This is a genomic window from Myxococcus sp. AM010 (assembly GCF_013372585.1).
Taxonomy (GTDB): domain Bacteria; phylum Myxococcota; class Myxococcia; order Myxococcales; family Myxococcaceae; genus Myxococcus; species Myxococcus vastator.
In genome coordinates, this window is record NZ_JABXEO010000006.1 from 116,532 (window position 1) to 132,514 (window position 15,983).

Consider the following 15,983-nt stretch of genomic DNA (forward strand, 5'->3'; position numbering starts at 1 on the left):
ATGACATGATGGCATGGCGCGCTGCACCCGACGCCCCACCGAGGGGCCGCCTGACGTGTCGTCCCTAGGACGGACTCACGCCCGCCACCAGATAGAAGCGGAACTCGCCCGAGTTGACGCTGTAGGCCGCGTCTACGCCCACCAGGGGCAGCACGATGTTGCGCAGGTACAGCCGCAGGCCGGCGCCCACGCCCTGGGCCACCGTGGCGTTCCCCAGCCCGCCTGCCGCGTCCGGCAGGTAGCTGCGCACCACGCGCCCGTGGACGTCCCGCAGCTCCCGGTCCCCGGGCAGCTTGCGCCACATCATCATCCCCGTGTCGGAGAAGGCGACGCCGCGGAAGGACAGCGGGTTCACCGTGAAGAGGGGGAAGTGGTACTCGGCGGTGAAGGACAGGCGCGTGTCACCCCGGAACTGCCGGTAGACGAAGCCGCGCAGGGAGTTGCCGCCCATGACGAGCTCTTGATGGAACGGCAGGTCCACGCCGGCCACGGCCTCGCCGCGCAGCACCAGGTTGTGTTCACCCACCAGTCGCAAGCCATGGCGGTACAGCAGGCCGAAGCGCTCGTAGCGGAAGTCGCTGCCGACGCCGGGAGTGGAGCGCTCATAGGAGGCTTCCAGGTTGAGGCCCTCCATCACCGCGTGCAGGTTCTGCCGCGTGTCGATGCCCACCATCAGCCGCAGGGACGCGTCCTGCTGCGACGGGCCCAGGGAGAAGGCGGGCGTCGTCACCTCCTCGGTGGAGTCGGGGGACTTCGCGTCGATGGACATCAGCCGGTACTTGGCCGCCGCGCGCACGCGCTCGAACAGCAGGAAGCCCAGCTCTCCGGCGATGGACGCGGAGTTCATTCGCGTCCGCCGCACCACCTCCGGGCGCCGCTGGCCGGAGCCGGGCAGGTACTCGTCCACCCGGTCGCTGCGAAGCTGGCCTTCCAGGCTGAAGCGGAGCTGGGGCAGCCCGAAGAGGTTCGGGTCCAGGAAGCCCGCGAAGAGTCCGCTCTCCGCCGTGCTCACCTGGGCCGCTGTCGCGAACTTCTTGCTGCGACCCCAGAGGTTGTTCTCCGCGTACAGCACGCCGCCGCCGACGTTGTCGGATTGCAGCACGAAGGTGGGCGCCACCACCCAGGACGCCTTGTCCTCCACCTCCAGAATCAGCCGCACCCGGCCGGGCCCGGACGGCTCGTAGTGGACCTTCACCTCCTGGAAGAGGCCCGTGGCGACCAGCCGCCGCTCGACCGTGGCCAGGTCCTCGAGCGCGAGCGGGTCTCCTTCCCCCACGCGCGCGTAGGCGCGCACCGTGTCCGGCTGGGTCTTCTTCGGGCCGCGGACCACCACTTCCTCGACGACCGGGTCTGACTCCGTGATTTGCGCCGGTGCCTGGGGCGCCAGGAGGCTCAGCCCCAGCGCCGCGCATCGAACCCACACGCGTCTGCTCATTGCTCGTTGCACGTCCGTGAAAGGGGCTGCCGGCCAGCGCCCGCGAGGCACAATCTACCTCCAGTTTCGTCCCGGGAGGTGCTCCTCGCGCCATGCCCGTCTGCTATGCCAGTGCGCATGCTCTCCTTCATCCGCCAGCTCCGGCGTCGGCGCCTGCTTCGCCGCCCCTTTCCGGAGGCCTGGCTGGGCTACCTTGACGCGCGCGTGCCCTTCTTCCGCACCCTCTCCCCGGAGCTGCGGCAGCCCTTCCTGGACAAGCTCAAGGTGTTCGCGTGGGAGAAGGAGTTCATCGGCGCCGGCGGACTGGAGGTCACCGAGGAGATGCGCGTGGTCATCTCCGCCACCGCGGTGCAGCTCGTGGTGCACCTGGGCCTGTCGTATTACGACCGGCTGCGGGAGGTCATCGTCTATCCCGGCGCCTTCCGCATCCCGGACCGCACGGGCGGGGTGCTGGGCGAGGCGAAGAACTGGGGCTCCGTCATCCTCTCGTGGGAGTCGGTGCTCGCGGGGCTGCGCAACCCGGACGACGGCCACGACACCGCCACACATGAGTTCGCCCACGTGTTGGACCGGGCCGACGGCGCCTTTGATGGCACGCCCAACCTGCGCGCGTATTCGCATTACCGGGCCTGGAGCGCGGTGATGAGCGAGCACTTCCACAAGCTTCAGCAGGGCCAGCGGCGGGAACGGCAGGTCCTGGATGACTATGGTGGGCTCAACGAGGCCGAGTTCTTCGCGGTGGCCACCGAATCGTTTTTCGAGAAACCCCGGCAAATGCGGGAGAAGACGCCGGAGCTCTATGAGGAGCTGAAGCGCTTCTACGGGTGGGATCCCGCGGCTGGCGCCTGAACGTCCGAGCGCGAACGTCCCGGCTGTGCTACGCGGCGGCCTGGATGTTCATCTCCTGGAGTGGAATCCATGGCCTCAGCCACCAGTCCGTCCGCATCCATGTTCATCGACCTGGAACGGGAGTCCTGGCGTGCGCTGCGTGCCGCCACGCCGCTGCCGCTGGAGTCCGCGGAGATTGATGGACTGCGGGGCCTGGGAGAGCACCTGGACCTGGATGAGGTGGTGGACGTCTACCTGCCCTTGTCCCGGTTGCTGAACCTGCAGGTGGCCGCGGCGCAGCGGCTGTGGGCGGAGCAGCAAGCCTTCCTGGGCGGCTCGGCGCAGAAGGTGCCGTACATCATCGCCATCGCCGGGAGCGTGGCGGTGGGCAAGAGCACGACGGCGCGCATCCTCCAGGCGCTGCTGAAGCGGTGGCCGGACCACCCGCGCGTGGAGTTGGTGACGACGGACGGGTTCCTCTTCCCCAACGGGGTCCTCACCGAGCGCGACCTGATGAAGCGCAAGGGCTTCCCGGAGAGCTATGACCGGCGCGGTCTGGTGCGCTTCCTGGCGGAGCTGAAGGCCGGCCGCGCGGAGGTGGCGGCGCCGGTGTATTCGCACCTCGTCTACGACGTGGTGCCCGGTGAGGCGCAGGTAGTCCGCCAGCCCGACATCCTCATCCTGGAAGGGCTCAACGTCCTCCAGGCCGGGGCGCAGGAGGGCAAGCAGATGCCGGCGACGTTCCTCTCCGACTTCTTCGACTTCTCCATCTACGTGGACGCGCACGAGCACGACATCCGCCGCTGGTACGTGGACCGATTCCTCAAGCTGCAGCAGACGGCGTTCCGCGACGAGCGCAGCTACTTCCGCCGCTTCTCCGAGCTGAACCACGAGCAGGCGCTTCAGCTCGCCGAGTCGGTGTGGGGCGAAATCAACGGGCCCAACCTGGCCCAGAACATCGCGCCCACCCGCTCTCGCGCGCGCCTCATCCTCCTCAAGGGCCCCGACCACAAGGTGAAGCGGGTGAGGCTGCGCAAGCTGTAGCCGCGCTTCAGAAGCGCAGGCGGTAGTGGAGCGCCTTGGGCCGCGTCAGGGCGTCAAAGCCCAGCGCGCTCAGCGTCACGCCGCGCCCGGAGTCCTTCACGCCGCTCCAGGGCAGCGCGGGGTCCAGCGCGTCGCAGCGGTTCATGTAGACGGTGCCCGCTTCCAGTTGCCGCGCCAGCCGGTCCGCGCGCTCCCGGTCGGACGTCCACACGCTCGCGGTGAGGCCCAGCCGCGAGGCATTCATCAGCGCCAGGGCCTCCTCATCCGAGTCCACCGGCGCGATGGGCAGCAGCGGCCCGAAGGACTCCTCGCGCATCAGCCGCGCCTGGGGGCTCACGTCGCGGAGCAGGGTAGGCTCGAAGAACCGGCCCCGTCCCCCCACCTGTGTCGCGCGGCCACCGGTGACGAGCCGCGCGCCCAAACTCGTTGCGTCCTGGACGAAGGCCTGCAGCTCGGCGGGGTGCCAGGGCTGGGCGATGGGGCCCATCGTCGTCCGCTCGGACTCCGGGTCGCCCAGCACGTAGGCGCGCACGAGCGGCTCCGCGGCGGCGACGAAGCGCTCGTACAGCGAGCGGTGCACGTACACCCGCTCCACGGCGCAGCAGCTCTGCCCCGCGTTGTACATGGCGCCGTCGACGATGTTCTCCACCGCCTTGTCGAAGTCACAGTCCGGCGCGACGTAGGCCGGGTCGTTGCCTCCCAGCTCCAGGCCAATGTGCAGGAAGCGCTCGCGCGCGGCCGCCTGCAGCTTGTGGCCGCCGAGCACCGAGCCGGTGAACAGCACGTGGTCCACGCGCGCGTCACCGACGAGCTGCTCCGTCCCCGGGTAGTCCAGGAAGATGGCCTGCACCGCGCCATCGGGCGCGCCGGCTTCGGCGAAGGCGCGCGCGAAGTGGCCACCGCACAGGGGCGTGCGCGGCGAGTGCTTCACGATGACCGCGTTGCCCGCGAGCACTGCGGGCGCGATGGCATTCACCGCGGTGAGGAGCGGGTAGTTCCACGCGGGCAGGTCCAGCACCACGCCCAGCGGCTCCTTCGCGACTCTCCGCTCGAAGCCGTCCTTGGGCGGCAGGACGAGGTCCGCGAGGGAGTCCTCGGCGATGGCGGCCATGTGGCGCAGGCGTCCCGCCATGCCGCCCACCTCGCCCCGCGCCTGGGACAGCGGCTTGCCCATCTGCCGGGTGATGTCCCGTGCGATGGCTTCGGTGTTCTTCTCCATCACCTCGCACGCGCGCAGCACCCGCTTCACGCGCTCCGCCACACTCATGGCGCGCAGCGCGCGCGACGCGGCGCGGGCCCGCTCCAGCACGCTGTCCAGCTCCGCGGGTGACGTGGGCTCGACGGAAGCGGCGACGTCGCCGGTGAAGGGATTGTCGACGAGGTGGGGGCGCTGGCTCATGGACTCGCAGGAAAGCCATGGACGCGCATCGCGTCATGGGCCCGCGAAGTCGCGGGCCGCCCGGGCCGCCCCGGCGCGTGCGGTACGTGACAGATGGCGTCCGGGAAGTGTTGTCGGCCCATCGCCCGCCGGCTTCAGGCGTCGGGTGGGGACGCCACGCAGAGGGTGCCATCCTCGAGCCCGGCGATGCGCTGGCGGAGCAACTGCTCCAGCTCCGGCGAGCCCTCTTCCTCGATGAACTCCAGGGCCCGATGTTCCGCCTGCCGCGCCTCTTCGCACGCGCCGCTGCCGGCCAGGGCCATGGCCAGCGTGTCCAGGGCGTTGGGGCTCCACGGCGCGAGCGACACCGCCCAGCGCGCCAGCGGCAGGGCCTCCGTGTGGCGGCCCTGGGTGACCAACATCCACGCCAGCTCTCGCGCCGCATAGGCGTTGCGCGGGTCCAGCCGCAAGGCCTCGCGATAGGCGGCCTCGCGCTCCTCCTTCGCGGTGGGCTCATTCCGCAGCGCCGCGCCCAGCAGTTGCCAGGCCTCGCTCGCGTGAGGGTGGGCCTCCACGGCGCTCCGGCCAATGGCCACGTGTTCGTGCGCGGGCGCGCTGCGCAGCTTCACCGACAGCGCCAGGAGTCCGGTGGGATTCAGCCGGAGCGCCTCGTCTAGCTCGTCCTTCGCCACCTTCCGGCGGTTGGTGATGAAGGGCTCCCGGTGGGCCAGGTGTGCCCCCAGGGCGGCGAGCTTCGAGCGGATGGCATGGACCTGCGCATCATCGAGGGGTTCCTCGATGAACGCGGTCCCTGAGGGTGGCACGGAGACGGTGCGCTGCACGAAGCGGCGGTTGCGCAGGTATGCGTAGAGCACGCTGTCGAGCGAGGGGGACGTCAGCTCGGGCAGCGCCCGCGCGAGTGCCTGCGCGGGGGCGACTCCCTGGTTGAGCAACGCCAGGTATTCGGCGAAGGGTTGGGGCCGCTCATTCAGCAGCCAATGCACCAGCAGCCAGCTCCCCGCGTAGTTCGCGCCGACTTCCTTGTCCTGCTCGCGCGCCTCCAGGGTTCGGTCCCACTGGAGGACCCGCTGAATTGTCCAACCTCGTGCCAATCCCCTCCTGACGCCGTCGAGCCAGGACGTCATTAGCGCGATGGCCGTCCAGTGCGGAACGCCGACGACCGCCGTCTGTCCATCCTCGGAAAGGCGCAGCGTCTCCAGGTACTCGGCCAGGCCTTCGGACAACCAGCGAGGCTGACGGGAGAGCGGATAGGCACTCAGGTGGTGGGCCAGTTCGTGGTTCAGCGGGGATGAGGACGCCAGGGACATGCCGGAGAAGGTCCGCTCCCACATGTCGGGCCGTCCCGACAGGACGATGAGCGCCTCGCTGTCGGAGCGGAAGAAGAAGGCGCGCACGCGGCGTGGGTAGAGTCCTTCGAACTCGCGCGGGTCCTGGAGCACGTAGACGTCCAGCTTCGTCATCTGCTGGCTCAGGGCCTGCGGCCACATCGACGTGAGGATGGCGGCCCGGGTCCGCTCCAAGGTCCGCATGGCCTCGCGTGCCTCTTCGGCGGCAAGGTCTGTGTGCAGCGTGTAGTGGTCGCTGTCCAGGCGCAGCCAGGGCCGGCCGCCTTCGCCCGGACACGTGGTGAAGCGCGGGCCCACGACGCACGCGAGCTGGGTGGTGGAGAGCAGGGCGAGCAGTGCCCCCATCGCGAGGCCGTGGCGCAAGTCGGGTCGTCTCCTCGGCCGGGGCGCGGTCCCCGGCGCACGGCCATTGTAACGTCTGCCGACCCGGCACATAGCGGCGGGCGTCGGCCGTGGCCCGGCGTCAGCGCGTCCCGCGAGCGGGGCGCACCATGTCGATGTGGGGGATGCCGTCCTCGTCGTAGACGTCCCCCTGCGTCTGGAAGCCGAAGCCTTCGTAGAAGCGCTGGAGGTAGTGCTGGGCCCCGATGTGGATGGCGGCCTGTGGGTACAGGCTGTCCAGCCGGGCAATGCCACGCGCCACCAGCTCGCGCCCCAGCCCCTGGGCCCGTGCGCGGGGCGACGTCACTACGCGGCCCAGGCTGCTCTCCTGAGGGTACTTCACACCGGGATGCAGCACCCTCAAGTACGCGGCGAGCAGCCGGGCGCCCTGCGACTCCGTGTGGAGCAGCAGGTGCTCCGCGCTCCGGTCGAACCCGTCCACGTCCTGGTAGATGGAGCGCTGCTCCACCACGAAGACCTCCTGTCGCAGGGCGAGCACGTCGTACAGCTCGTCGAGGGACAGCGCTTGGTAGGACTTCCATTGCCAGCTCCGCATGAGGAGGGCGTCTAGCACGGGTAAGCGTGTGGGGCCTCCCTCGGCGGACACCCGGCGCGCGTCTCATCCTTCATTGCTACGTTCGGCGTCGTGACGACGAAGGACGCCGCGCCTGGAGGCCGCTCACGCCGCGTGGTGGCCGTCACCGTGGCGACGCTGCTCGCCGCAGGACTCGCGGAGCTCGCCCGCCTGCCCGCCGGGGCGCTGCTGGGGGCGATGGTGGTGTCGATTGCCGCGTCGCTGACGCTGTCCGTGCACGCCCCGGTGTCGCGCCGGGGGCTGCTGGTGGCGCAGTCGGTGCTGGGGGGCGCGCTGTGTTCGTCCTTCTCGCCGGAGGCCTGGAGCGCGCTCGCGGCCAACTGGGCCGTGTCACTGGGCGCAGTGGTGGGCGTGGTGGCCGTGGCGCAGGGCGTGGCGTGGGTGTGCGCGAGGCTGGGCCACCTGGACCCGCGCACCGCGACCTTGGGGCTGATGCCGGGGGGCGCGTCCGCGATGGTGGCGCTGAGTGACGAGCTGGGCGCGGACGCGCGGCTGGTGACGCTCTTCCAGTACATGCGCCTGTGCGTCGTGATTCTCGTGGCCGTGGCGGTGGGGCGGTGGGCGGGGGACACGCCGGACGTGGCCGTGGCCCGCGCGGCGGACCTTTCCGGCTCTCCGCCTCCGCAGTGGGCCTGGCTGACGACGGCGGCGGTGTCCGCCGTGGGCAGTGTCCTGGGGCTGCGCTTGAAGCTGCCGGCCGGTGCCTTCCTGGGGCCCGTGTTGCTGGGCATTCCCCTCACGGTGTTGGGCCTGCCGGTGGGCGCGTGGCCCCCGGGCCTCCTGCCATTGGCCTTGTGGGTGCTGGGCGTGCGCGTGGGCAGCCAGTTCGATGCCTCGGCGGTGCAGGAGCTGAAGCGCGTTGCCCACGTCGCGCTGGCGGCCTCGGTGGCGATGGTGGCGGGGTGTCTGCTGCTCGCGTGGAGTTGGTCCGCCGCTGCGGGCGTGGACCTGATCACCACCTACTTCGCGACGTCTCCAGGCGGCGCCGACTCCGTGCTCGCCATCGCGCTGGGCACGCGTGCCACGTTGTCCGTGGTGCTGGCGGTCCAGGTGGGACGGGTGCTCTTGATCTTCCTCGTCGCGCCGACATTTCTGCGCAGGCTGTCCCCCGCCCGGGACACCTGAGCACCCCGCTGGACAGGCTGGCAGGCGTGCGTTCCCGAGCCAGCGGGGGCAGGCGTGCGTCTGGCGAGGGCGGACATCCGGCGCTGCCGAGGGCGGGCGGTTAATATGCAGGCCGCGATGACTGCCCCGCACGATGCCCTGCCTGTCCCCAGCCTCGCTCCGAGCATGGAGGCGCTGGTCTCATTGCTCACGCGCCGCAGTACGGTGGTGCTCACCGGGGCGGGTTGCAGCACCGAGTCAGGCATCCCTGACTATCGGGGGCCTGGGACGCGGGCGCGGGCGCGCAACCCCATCCAGCATCGCGAGTTCCTCACGCGTCCCGAGGTCCGGGCGCGCTACTGGGCGCGAAGCCTGATGGGCTGGCCGCGCTTCTCCTCGGCCCGGCCCAACGCGGCGCACGCGGCGCTGGCGGAGCTGGAGCAGGCGGGCCACGTCAGAGGCCTCATCACCCAGAACGTGGACCGGCTGCACCACGCCGCGGGCAGCTCGCGGGTGATTGAGCTGCATGGCGCGCTGGCCCAGGTCCGCTGCCTGGCGTGCGGCGCTCAGGAGGCGCGCGACGGGTTGCAGGCGCGGCTGCTGTCGCTCAACCCTGGCTTCTCTCATGCGGTGCTGGAGCTGCGCCCGGACGGTGACGCGGACCTGACCTCCGAGCAGCTGTCATCCTTCCAGGTCCCGGCGTGCCTGGTGTGCGGTGGCACGCTCAAGCCGGACGTCGTCTTCTTCGGCGACAACGTGCCGGTTCCCACCGTGGCGTCGGCGTTCGGTCTGTTGGAGGAAGGCGACGCGCTGCTGGTGGTGGGCTCTTCGCTGGCCATCTTCTCCGGCTACCGCTTCCTGGTGCGCGCGTCCGAGCGCCGCATGCCCATCGCCATCCTCAACCTGGGGGAGTGCCGGGGCGTGGAGCTCGCGGACGTGCACCTGGAGGCCCGGGCGGGGGATGCGCTCCCCCGGCTCGCGGCGGCCCTGGCCCGGAGCTGACGCGCCGCGCGGCTGTCACCACACGTCGTAGACCTTGCGGACCGGACTCCCTCCTCGCTCGATGTCGAGCTCGAGGTGCGGCGCGCCCCGCAGCAGCGTGAATGCCTCCAGGGCCCTGTCGGGCGTGTCGAGCGAGACGCCATTGATGCGCCGGAGCACGTCACCAGACTGGATGCCGAGCTGTTCGTAGAGGGAGCCCTTCTTGATGGAGAAGACCTTGAAGCCCTGAGGCTTGCCGTCGCGGAAGGCCGGCACCACACGGGCCTGGGTGAGCAGGCCGTCCATATTGGCAAGCGCGTCTTCGACAGCGCGGCGGGACACCTCATAGGTGTGCTCACCCACCGTGCGGACACCGGTCTGCACGGGCGCGACGTTCGCCAGGACAGGCGCGGGTGAGGCGCCGCCATGGCGGTCGGCGCGGATGAACTCCTCCCGGCCGTCCACCAGGAAGGTGATGCGCTCGCGCTCGATGGAGACGACGCGGGCGCCCTGCAGGGCGTCACCGGTCATCACGCTGCGGATGCGCTTCGCGTCGAGGTCCTCGAGCGAGGCGAGCGACCACTTCGAGTCATGCGCCACCAGGGTGCCAAGCAGCTTCAGCCGCAGGGAGGTGTTCATGGCCGCGCTGCCACCGGAGGGAGCGGCCTCCTCCGGTGATTTGTCGAAAGTCAGTCCCGTGAGCTTTGCCAGACGACTGCCTTCCAGTGCCGTGCGGGGGCGTGAGGCAGCCTCTTCCGACAAGGCCTGCTCATCCCGCATGCCTGGGATGCGTGGAGAGAATGCGAACTCCACGAACAGGTTGGATGTGCTCGCCAGGAGCAGCACGGCGAGTGCGATGAATGTCGTGGTGACGAGCCAGAAGTACTTCCGGAGTGGGGTGGCCATGGCCGAGTGCCTTTGCGTTCGGGAGTGACGCGCGGCCCTTGAGCAAGCACGAGGCCAGGGCCTGCGCGAGGCCGCGCTTACTCTGAGGGCCTTGCCCGCACGGGACTCACCCAGCCAGCGCTGTCACGGAGGCGCGACGTGTGTGTGACAGGCTGTCACGGCGCCCGTTGACAGAAGGGGCATGCGTTGCGCGGTGCGTCGCATGTTGTTGGGTGTTCATGTAAATCAACAGCGATGGCGGATGGGGTGTCCTGTCAGGTTTGACAATTTCGTTGCCAGTGTTTGTCTGGGGATGAGGCAACTTCACTTCATCACGGCCGAGAATCGTGAATATCCCCCCGCCCGACGCCGCATCGGGTGACGAAAGGTTTTGGCCTTGAAGACCCATTCCGTTCGCAGTGGCGACACGCTGAGCTCGCTGGCGCGCAAGTACAACACGTCCGTCTCCGCGCTGGCCCAGGCCAACAACATCGCTGACCCGAACAAGATTCGCGCGGGCCAGAAGCTGTCCATTCCGGACACGTTCGAGAGCGCGCCCACCCGGGGTGGTGGCACCACGGGTTCTGGCACGGCGACTCCGGCGAGCGGTGACGACTTCACCCCCGCGGCGACGACGACGCGCGCCGCCAACGGTCAGGTCCGCGACGACGACGGCCGGCAGTTCCCCACGTCCCGTGACGGCACGCCGCTCTACAAGCAGGGCGACGCGCAGTGGGGCTCGCGCCGGCTGGGCACCAGCTCGAGCCTGTCCGCGGCGGGCTGCGCCATGACGGCCACCGCCATGGCGGTGAGCAAGATCACCGGGAAGACCATCAACCCCGGGGAGATGGACGCGCACCTGGACCGCAACAACGGCTACTCGGGCAACGCGCTCAAGTGGGGCTCGGCGGCGGCCATGGGCGGCCTGGGCGCCGCGAAGCAGGCGTGGAACCTGAACACCATCAACAAGCAGATTGACGCGGGCCGACCGGTGGTCGTGGGTGTGGACTACAGGGCGGGCAGCGGCGGTGGCGCGAACGGCACCGACCACTGGATCACCATCACCGGCCGCGGCACGCAGAACGGCAAGCCCGTCTACTACGCGAACGATCCGGCCACGGGGAAGGAGATCACCCTCAACGTCCAGGGCAGCCGTCTGTCGGGCGGCCCCCAGGGCTACAAGACGACGGGTGAGCTGGTGACCTTCTCGGGTGGCAACCCGCGTCCGGGCAACACGAACGGCGGTGGTGGCACGGGCGGCGTGGGCTCCCAGCCGCCGCCGACCTCGGGCGGCTCGGTGAAGGGCATGAAGCTGCCCGCGGGTGACCTGGAGAAGGGCGCGAGCGGCCCCGCCGTGAAGCAGCTCCAGCAGGCGTTGGTGAAGGGCGGCTACATGACCCAGGCCGAGATGAACACGGGCCCGGGCGTCTTCGGTCCGCGCACGGAGTCGGCGCTCAAGGAGTTCCAGGCCGCCAACAACGTGAAGAACACGGGCTACTACGGTCCGCTGACGCGCGCGGCGTTCTCGAAGCTGGGCGCCACCGTGGCCAGCGGCGCCGGCGCCACCACCGGCACGGGCGGTACGCAGGGCACGGGCAACGCGAGCCCCGCGAAGGGCAACAACGACCTGAGCGGCTTCTCGTCGAACAAGTACGACAACCTCATCAACGAGATGTCGCAGAAGTACAACGTGCCCGCGCGCCTCATCAAGGCGGTCATCCAGCAGGAGTCCACCTTCAACCCGAACGCGAAGTCGGGCGCGGGCGCGGTGGGCCTGATGCAGCTCATGCCGGCCACCGCGCGCGAGCTGGGCGTCACCAACCGCACGGACCCGCGCCAGAGCATCGAGGGCGGCACCAAGTACCTCTCTCAGCAGCTCAAGCGCTTCAACGGTGACGTGCGGCTGGCGCTCGCCGCCTACAACGCGGGCGCGGGCAACGTGAACAAGTACGGCGGCGTGCCTCCGTTCAAGGAGACGCAGGACTACGTGCGGAAGATCACCGGCTGGTACAACGGCGCCGGCCCCGCGTAGCGCACCGCGACGCGCCGCGACTTCGGCCCGGTTCCCTTCGTGGGCGCCGGGCCGTCGTCTTTCCGGCGCTCATCAGGGCGTGGGCCAGAAGGCGGGCGCGTAGACGTCCGGCACGGACACCACGCGCTGCTGCGTCTTCGGGTCCCAGACGGTGGCCGCCGCATAGCCGCCGTAGGACGTGATGAGCAGGAGCCCCCGGTCGAACTGGAAGCCCAGGTATGCGTCCGGCTCCGTGAGGTCCTTCAAGGACAGGCGCTGGTCTCCACGGGCCCAGAGCAGGGGCTGGCCGAGCACGCGCATGGGGCCCTCCTGGCGTGCCCGGTAGTAGAGTGTGCCGCCCGGGCCGGGCAGCTCCATCCACCAGCCCGCTCCCTCGCTCACCGGCGTCTGGGCATCCAACTCCTTCGCCAGGGCCGGCGCGGTCTTGCTGCCAGGAAGCCGGGTGGGCAGTGCGGCCGTCCACGTCGGCGTGAGGGTCGCCGCCGCTTCAAGCAGGCCGTGCTCGGAAGGCGTGTCCTCCTGGAAGCGTGCCGCCTTGATTTCGATGCGCTGCCAGCCGCCGTCCTCCCGGCGATAGGCCATGGCCAGCCCCGGCACGCCCTTGCCCTTCGGAACGGGGAAGCTCTCGCCCTCGAAGGTGAGGGGGCCCTTCGATTCGGAGGCCAGGACGACGAGCGCCACCGGCCGGCCCCGCGCGTCGAAGCCGACGCGCGACACGTAAGGCTCGTTGGGGTTTCCGGCGCTGTTTCCTCCGGGCAGGGACTTCAGGTCCAGCGGCTGCCCGGACTTCGCGGCGACGTCCACGCGCCAGGCGCGAGGCACCTCCCCTTCGCCCGAGGGCCACGTGAAGAGGAGTCCCTGCTTGCCATCCGGACTCCAGGACACCGAGGACCTGTCGCAATAGGCGTCGAAGCGGAAGACGCGGGTGGCCGCGCCCTTCACGGGCTGGCGCATCCATTCGCAGTGTTCGGCGTCTTCGGTGGGTTTGAGGTAGCCGAGCTCCGGCTGTGCCTCGGCGGGGGGCGGAGCGGGCTTGGGCGGAGGTGCGGGCGCGGCCTCCGCGCGGGGCGCTGCCGCGGGAGCCGGGGGCGCGGCCGGCGTGTCCTCTTTGTTGGACTGACAGCCCAGGAGGGCGACGGCGGCGAGCAGGGCGGAAGGGGGGCGGAACCGATGCATGGAATACCTCGGCGGAGCGGGCCTTCGATTGGGGGGAGATTGTGCACGGCTCGGAAGCCACGGAACAGGACAGATGCCGCGATAGGCTCCGCGCCATCATGTCGAGCCCCACCGAGTCCGCCGCGCACGCTCGCCGCTTCCATGCCGAGTCCCTGATCTACATCCATCGGCATTTGCTGGCGTCGCTCGGTGCCGGGCCCGTCACCATCGAGGTGCCAGACCCGGACTTGGGCAGGGGCTGCTACCCCGGCGAGCGCGTGGGGCCGTCTGGCGTGCTGCTCCATCGGCCCCTGCGCAGCTGGTGCGACCTGGCGGAGGGGCTCGCGTGCCGGCTGCTCACGCCTCGCGCGGTGGACGCGACGCACATCGCGCTGACCTTCGAGCGGCTGGGGGCCGAGGCGCCGTGGCACGCGGGAGGCATGGCGGAGGAGGCGGTGTCACCGCAAGAGCGCTACGGCGCGGCCTCCGCATTCGCTCGCCTGCGCAAGCTGGAGGATGCGGGCTTCTTGTTGCCGTGGCTCGAAGCGCTCGGGCGCATCCGGTTGCCGGCGTCCGCTCGCGTGCTCGACCTGGGCGTCAATCGCGGGGATGAGCTGGCGGCGTTCGCGTGGCTCGAAGAGCGCCCGGACGTGCGCTTCGTGGGGGTGGACCACAGCGCCAGCGCCCTTGAAGAGGCGCGCGCTCGCTTCCCCGATGCGCGGCACCGCTTCGTCGTCGCCGACCTCAACGCGCTGCCGGAGGACCTGGGGCGCTTCCACCTGGTGGTGTCCGTGGGCACGTTGCAGAGCCCCGGCGTGGATGACCATGCGCTGCTGCGCAAGCTCGTGCAGGAGCACCTGGAGCCGCGCTCGGCGCTGCTGCTGGGTTTTCCCAACTCCCGCTTCAGGGATGGCGAGGTCGTCTATGGCGCGCGGGTGCGGAACCTGCGCGAGCCCGACCTGTCGCTGCTGGTGAAGGACCTGTCCTTCTACCGCCGCTACCTGCACCAGCACGGCTTCCGCACCTTCCTGGGTGGCAAGTACGACCTGCTCCTCACGGCGGTGCGGGACGCGGGCGGCTGAGCACGGCTCGCCGCCCGCGCTGGCTCAGGACGGCCGAGCCTGGGCGGACGGGCTGGGGATGTGGCCCGCGCGCACCACGAAGTCACCGAAGCCTTCACCGGGCTGTCGCTCGCGCGCGTAGCCTTCGAACAGTGGCTCCAGCGCGGCGAGGATGGCGTCCTCGTCGATGTTCTCCCGGTAGAGGCGGTTGAGGCGCTGGCCTCGCGCGTCGCCGCCCAGGTGCAGGTTGTAGCGACCGGGCGCCTTGCCCACGAGCCCCACCTCCGCCAGGTACGGCCTCGCGCACCCATTGGGGCACCCGGTGATGCGGAGCAGCAGGTTGGCGTCCTGCAGCCCGTGCGCCCGCAGCCGGTCCTCCAGCCGTCCCACGAAGGCGGGCAGGTAGCGCTCCGCCTCCGCCATGGCGAGCCCGCACGTCGGCAGTGCCACGCAGGCCAGCGCGTTGCGCCGCACGGGGCTGGCGCTGCGGAAGCTGTCCAGCGCGTGCGTCGTCACCAGCGCGTCGATGGCCGCGCGGGCCTCGGGCGTCACACCGGCGATGACGAGGTTCTGATTCGCCGTGAGGCGGAAGTCCCCGGTGTGGATGCGCGCGATCTCCCGCAGGCCCGTCAGGTGCGTGGCGCCGGGCCGATCCGCCACGCGGCCGCTGTCCAGGTGCAGCGTCAGGTGCCACTGGCCGTCATGGCCTTCCGTCCAACCGAAGCGGTCTCCGTTGTGCTCGAAGGCGAACGGGCGCGCTGGCTGGAGCACGAAGCCGAGCCGCTTCTCCAACTCCGCCGTGAACCAGGGCACACCTCGCTCCTCCAGGACGTACTTCAGGCGCGCGTGCTTGCGGTTGGCGCGGTCCCCGAAGTCGCGATGAATCTTCACCACCTCCTCGGCGACGGCGAGCGTCTGCTCCGGCGGGATGAAGCCGACGACGTCCGCCAGCCGGGGATAGGTGGCCGCGTCACCATGCGTGGCGCCCATGCCGCCGCCCACGGAGACGTTGAAGCCCACGAGCGCGTCGCCCTCGATGATGGCGATGAAGCCCAGGTCCTGCGCGAAGACATCCACGTCGTTGAGGGGCGGAACGGCCACGGCGGCCTTGAACTTCCGGGGCAGGTAGGTGGGGCCGTAGATGGGCTCCTCCTCACCGCCGGCCACCTTCTCCTTCCCCAGCCAGATTTCGTAGTAGGCGCGCGTCTTCGGCAGCAGGTGCTCGGAGAGGCGCACCGCCCACTGGTACACCGTCTCGTGGACGCGCGAGTCCACCGGGTTGGGGTTGCACAGCACGTTGCGGTTCACATCGCCGCAGGCGGCCAGCGTGTCCATCATCGCGTCGTTGATGCGGGCGATGGTGGGCCGGAGGTCGTCCTTGATGATGCCGTGCAGTTGGAAGGCCTGCCGCGTGGTGATGCGCAGCGTGTGGTTGGCGTGCTCGCGCGCCAGGGCGTCCATCGCCAGCCACTGGGCCGGCGTGCACACGCCCCCAGGCAGGCGGGTGCGGAGCATGAAGCTGTAGTCGGGCTCCAGCTTCTGCTGACGCCGCTCCTCGCGCAGGTCGCGGTCGTCCTGCTGATAGCTGCCGTGGAACTTGATGAGGCTGGTGTCCGGCGTGGCGAGGCCGCCCGTCACCGGGTCCTCCAGGCTCTCCGCCAGACTTCCCCGGAGCAGTCGGCTCTGGGTCTTGATGTGCTCCACTTCGGAGAGCGGCTTGGGCTGAGGGCTCATGTC

Annotated in this window: 13 protein-coding genes; 6 read left to right on the top strand and 7 right to left on the bottom strand. The window is 70.2% G+C overall.

The features are described 5' to 3' along the window. Positions 1-64 precede the first annotated feature (64 nt). Positions 65-1,435, bottom strand: a complete 1,371-nt coding sequence (locus HV826_RS05795) for a BamA/TamA family outer membrane protein (RefSeq protein WP_176416000.1) — start codon at positions 1,433-1,435, stop codon at positions 65-67. Between the two features lie 117 nt (positions 1,436-1,552). Here HV826_RS05795 and HV826_RS05800 point away from each other — a divergent pair, with 117 nt between their 5' ends. After that, on the top strand, positions 1,553-2,284 hold the full coding sequence (locus HV826_RS05800) for a M90 family metallopeptidase (protein WP_176416001.1): 732 nt from the start codon (positions 1,553-1,555) through the stop codon (positions 2,282-2,284). A 69-nt stretch (positions 2,285-2,353) separates the two neighbouring features. Further along, the gene (gene coaA, locus HV826_RS05805) at positions 2,354-3,307 is read left to right on the top strand and encodes a type I pantothenate kinase (protein ID WP_176416002.1); all 954 of its coding nucleotides are present in this window, start codon (positions 2,354-2,356) and stop codon (positions 3,305-3,307) included. Positions 3,308-3,314: 7 nt separating this feature from the next. Here coaA and HV826_RS05810 read toward each other — a convergent pair whose 3' ends face one another. The 3 genes from HV826_RS05810 to HV826_RS05820 all read right to left on the bottom strand — a co-directional run bounded on the left by HV826_RS05810 (position 3,315) and on the right by HV826_RS05820 (position 6,989). Then, a complete protein-coding gene (locus HV826_RS05810) occupies positions 3,315-4,706 on the bottom strand; it encodes an aldehyde dehydrogenase family protein (protein ID WP_176416003.1) in 1,392 nt (463 codons plus the stop codon). Between the two features lie 134 nt (positions 4,707-4,840). Continuing rightward, positions 4,841-6,415: a DUF1570 domain-containing protein gene (locus HV826_RS05815; protein ID WP_176416004.1), complete on the bottom strand. Its 1,575-nt coding sequence runs from the start codon at positions 6,413-6,415 to the stop codon at positions 4,841-4,843. Positions 6,416-6,515: 100 nt separating this feature from the next. Then, on the bottom strand, positions 6,516-6,989 hold the full coding sequence (locus HV826_RS05820) for a GNAT family N-acetyltransferase (RefSeq protein WP_176416005.1): 474 nt from the start codon (positions 6,987-6,989) through the stop codon (positions 6,516-6,518). Between the two features lie 90 nt (positions 6,990-7,079). Here HV826_RS05820 and HV826_RS05825 point away from each other — a divergent pair, with 90 nt between their 5' ends. Both HV826_RS05825 and HV826_RS05830 read left to right on the top strand, forming a co-directional pair. Further along, positions 7,080-8,153: an AbrB family transcriptional regulator gene (locus tag HV826_RS05825; protein WP_176416006.1), complete on the top strand. Its 1,074-nt coding sequence runs from the start codon at positions 7,080-7,082 to the stop codon at positions 8,151-8,153. 117 nt (positions 8,154-8,270) lie between these two features. Beyond that, positions 8,271-9,134, top strand: a complete 864-nt coding sequence (locus HV826_RS05830) for an NAD-dependent protein deacetylase (RefSeq protein WP_176416007.1) — start codon at positions 8,271-8,273, stop codon at positions 9,132-9,134. Positions 9,135-9,149: 15 nt separating this feature from the next. Here the strand turns inward: HV826_RS05830 and gspC are convergent, their stop codons facing one another. Then, on the bottom strand, positions 9,150-10,019 hold the full coding sequence (gene gspC, locus HV826_RS05835) for a type II secretion system protein GspC (RefSeq protein WP_176416008.1): 870 nt from the start codon (positions 10,017-10,019) through the stop codon (positions 9,150-9,152). A 376-nt stretch (positions 10,020-10,395) separates the two neighbouring features. Between gspC and HV826_RS05840 the strand changes: the two genes are divergently transcribed. Next, positions 10,396-12,030, top strand: a complete 1,635-nt coding sequence (locus HV826_RS05840) for a transglycosylase SLT domain-containing protein (RefSeq protein WP_255217056.1) — start codon at positions 10,396-10,398, stop codon at positions 12,028-12,030. Between the two features lie 72 nt (positions 12,031-12,102). On the opposite strand, the gene HV826_RS05845 is transcribed toward HV826_RS05840, so the two are convergent. After that, complete coding sequence (locus tag HV826_RS05845; RefSeq protein WP_176416010.1) at positions 12,103-13,206, bottom strand: hypothetical protein; 1,104 nt, start codon at positions 13,204-13,206, stop codon at positions 12,103-12,105. A 98-nt stretch (positions 13,207-13,304) separates the two neighbouring features. Here HV826_RS05845 and HV826_RS05850 point away from each other — a divergent pair, with 98 nt between their 5' ends. After that, on the top strand, positions 13,305-14,267 hold the full coding sequence (locus HV826_RS05850) for a trans-aconitate 2-methyltransferase (protein WP_176416011.1): 963 nt from the start codon (positions 13,305-13,307) through the stop codon (positions 14,265-14,267). Positions 14,268-14,291: 24 nt separating this feature from the next. Here the strand turns inward: HV826_RS05850 and cysI are convergent, their stop codons facing one another. Next, on the bottom strand, positions 14,292-15,980 hold the full coding sequence (gene cysI / locus HV826_RS05855; RefSeq protein ID WP_176416012.1) for an assimilatory sulfite reductase (NADPH) hemoprotein subunit: 1,689 nt from the start codon (positions 15,978-15,980) through the stop codon (positions 14,292-14,294). Between the last annotated feature and the right edge of the window lie 3 nt (positions 15,981-15,983).

Coding starts and splice junctions, on each gene's coding strand:
- HV826_RS05830 (WP_176416007.1), top strand. CDS start 8,271: ATGACTGCCCCGCACGATGCCCTGCCTGTCCCCAGCCTCGCTCCGAGC.
- HV826_RS05810 (WP_176416003.1), bottom strand. CDS start 4,706: ATGAGCCAGCGCCCCCACCTCGTCGACAATCCCTTCACCGGCGACGTC.
- HV826_RS05795 (WP_176416000.1), bottom strand. CDS start 1,435: ATGAGCAGACGCGTGTGGGTTCGATGCGCGGCGCTGGGGCTGAGCCTC.
- HV826_RS05820 (WP_176416005.1), bottom strand. CDS start 6,989: ATGCGGAGCTGGCAATGGAAGTCCTACCAAGCGCTGTCCCTCGACGAG.
- coaA (WP_176416002.1), top strand. CDS start 2,354: ATGGCCTCAGCCACCAGTCCGTCCGCATCCATGTTCATCGACCTGGAA.
- HV826_RS05850 (WP_176416011.1), top strand. CDS start 13,305: ATGTCGAGCCCCACCGAGTCCGCCGCGCACGCTCGCCGCTTCCATGCC.
- HV826_RS05800 (WP_176416001.1), top strand. CDS start 1,553: ATGCTCTCCTTCATCCGCCAGCTCCGGCGTCGGCGCCTGCTTCGCCGC.
- cysI (WP_176416012.1), bottom strand. CDS start 15,980: ATGAGCCCTCAGCCCAAGCCGCTCTCCGAAGTGGAGCACATCAAGACC.
- HV826_RS05845 (WP_176416010.1), bottom strand. CDS start 13,206: ATGCATCGGTTCCGCCCCCCTTCCGCCCTGCTCGCCGCCGTCGCCCTC.
- gspC (WP_176416008.1), bottom strand. CDS start 10,019: ATGGCCACCCCACTCCGGAAGTACTTCTGGCTCGTCACCACGACATTC.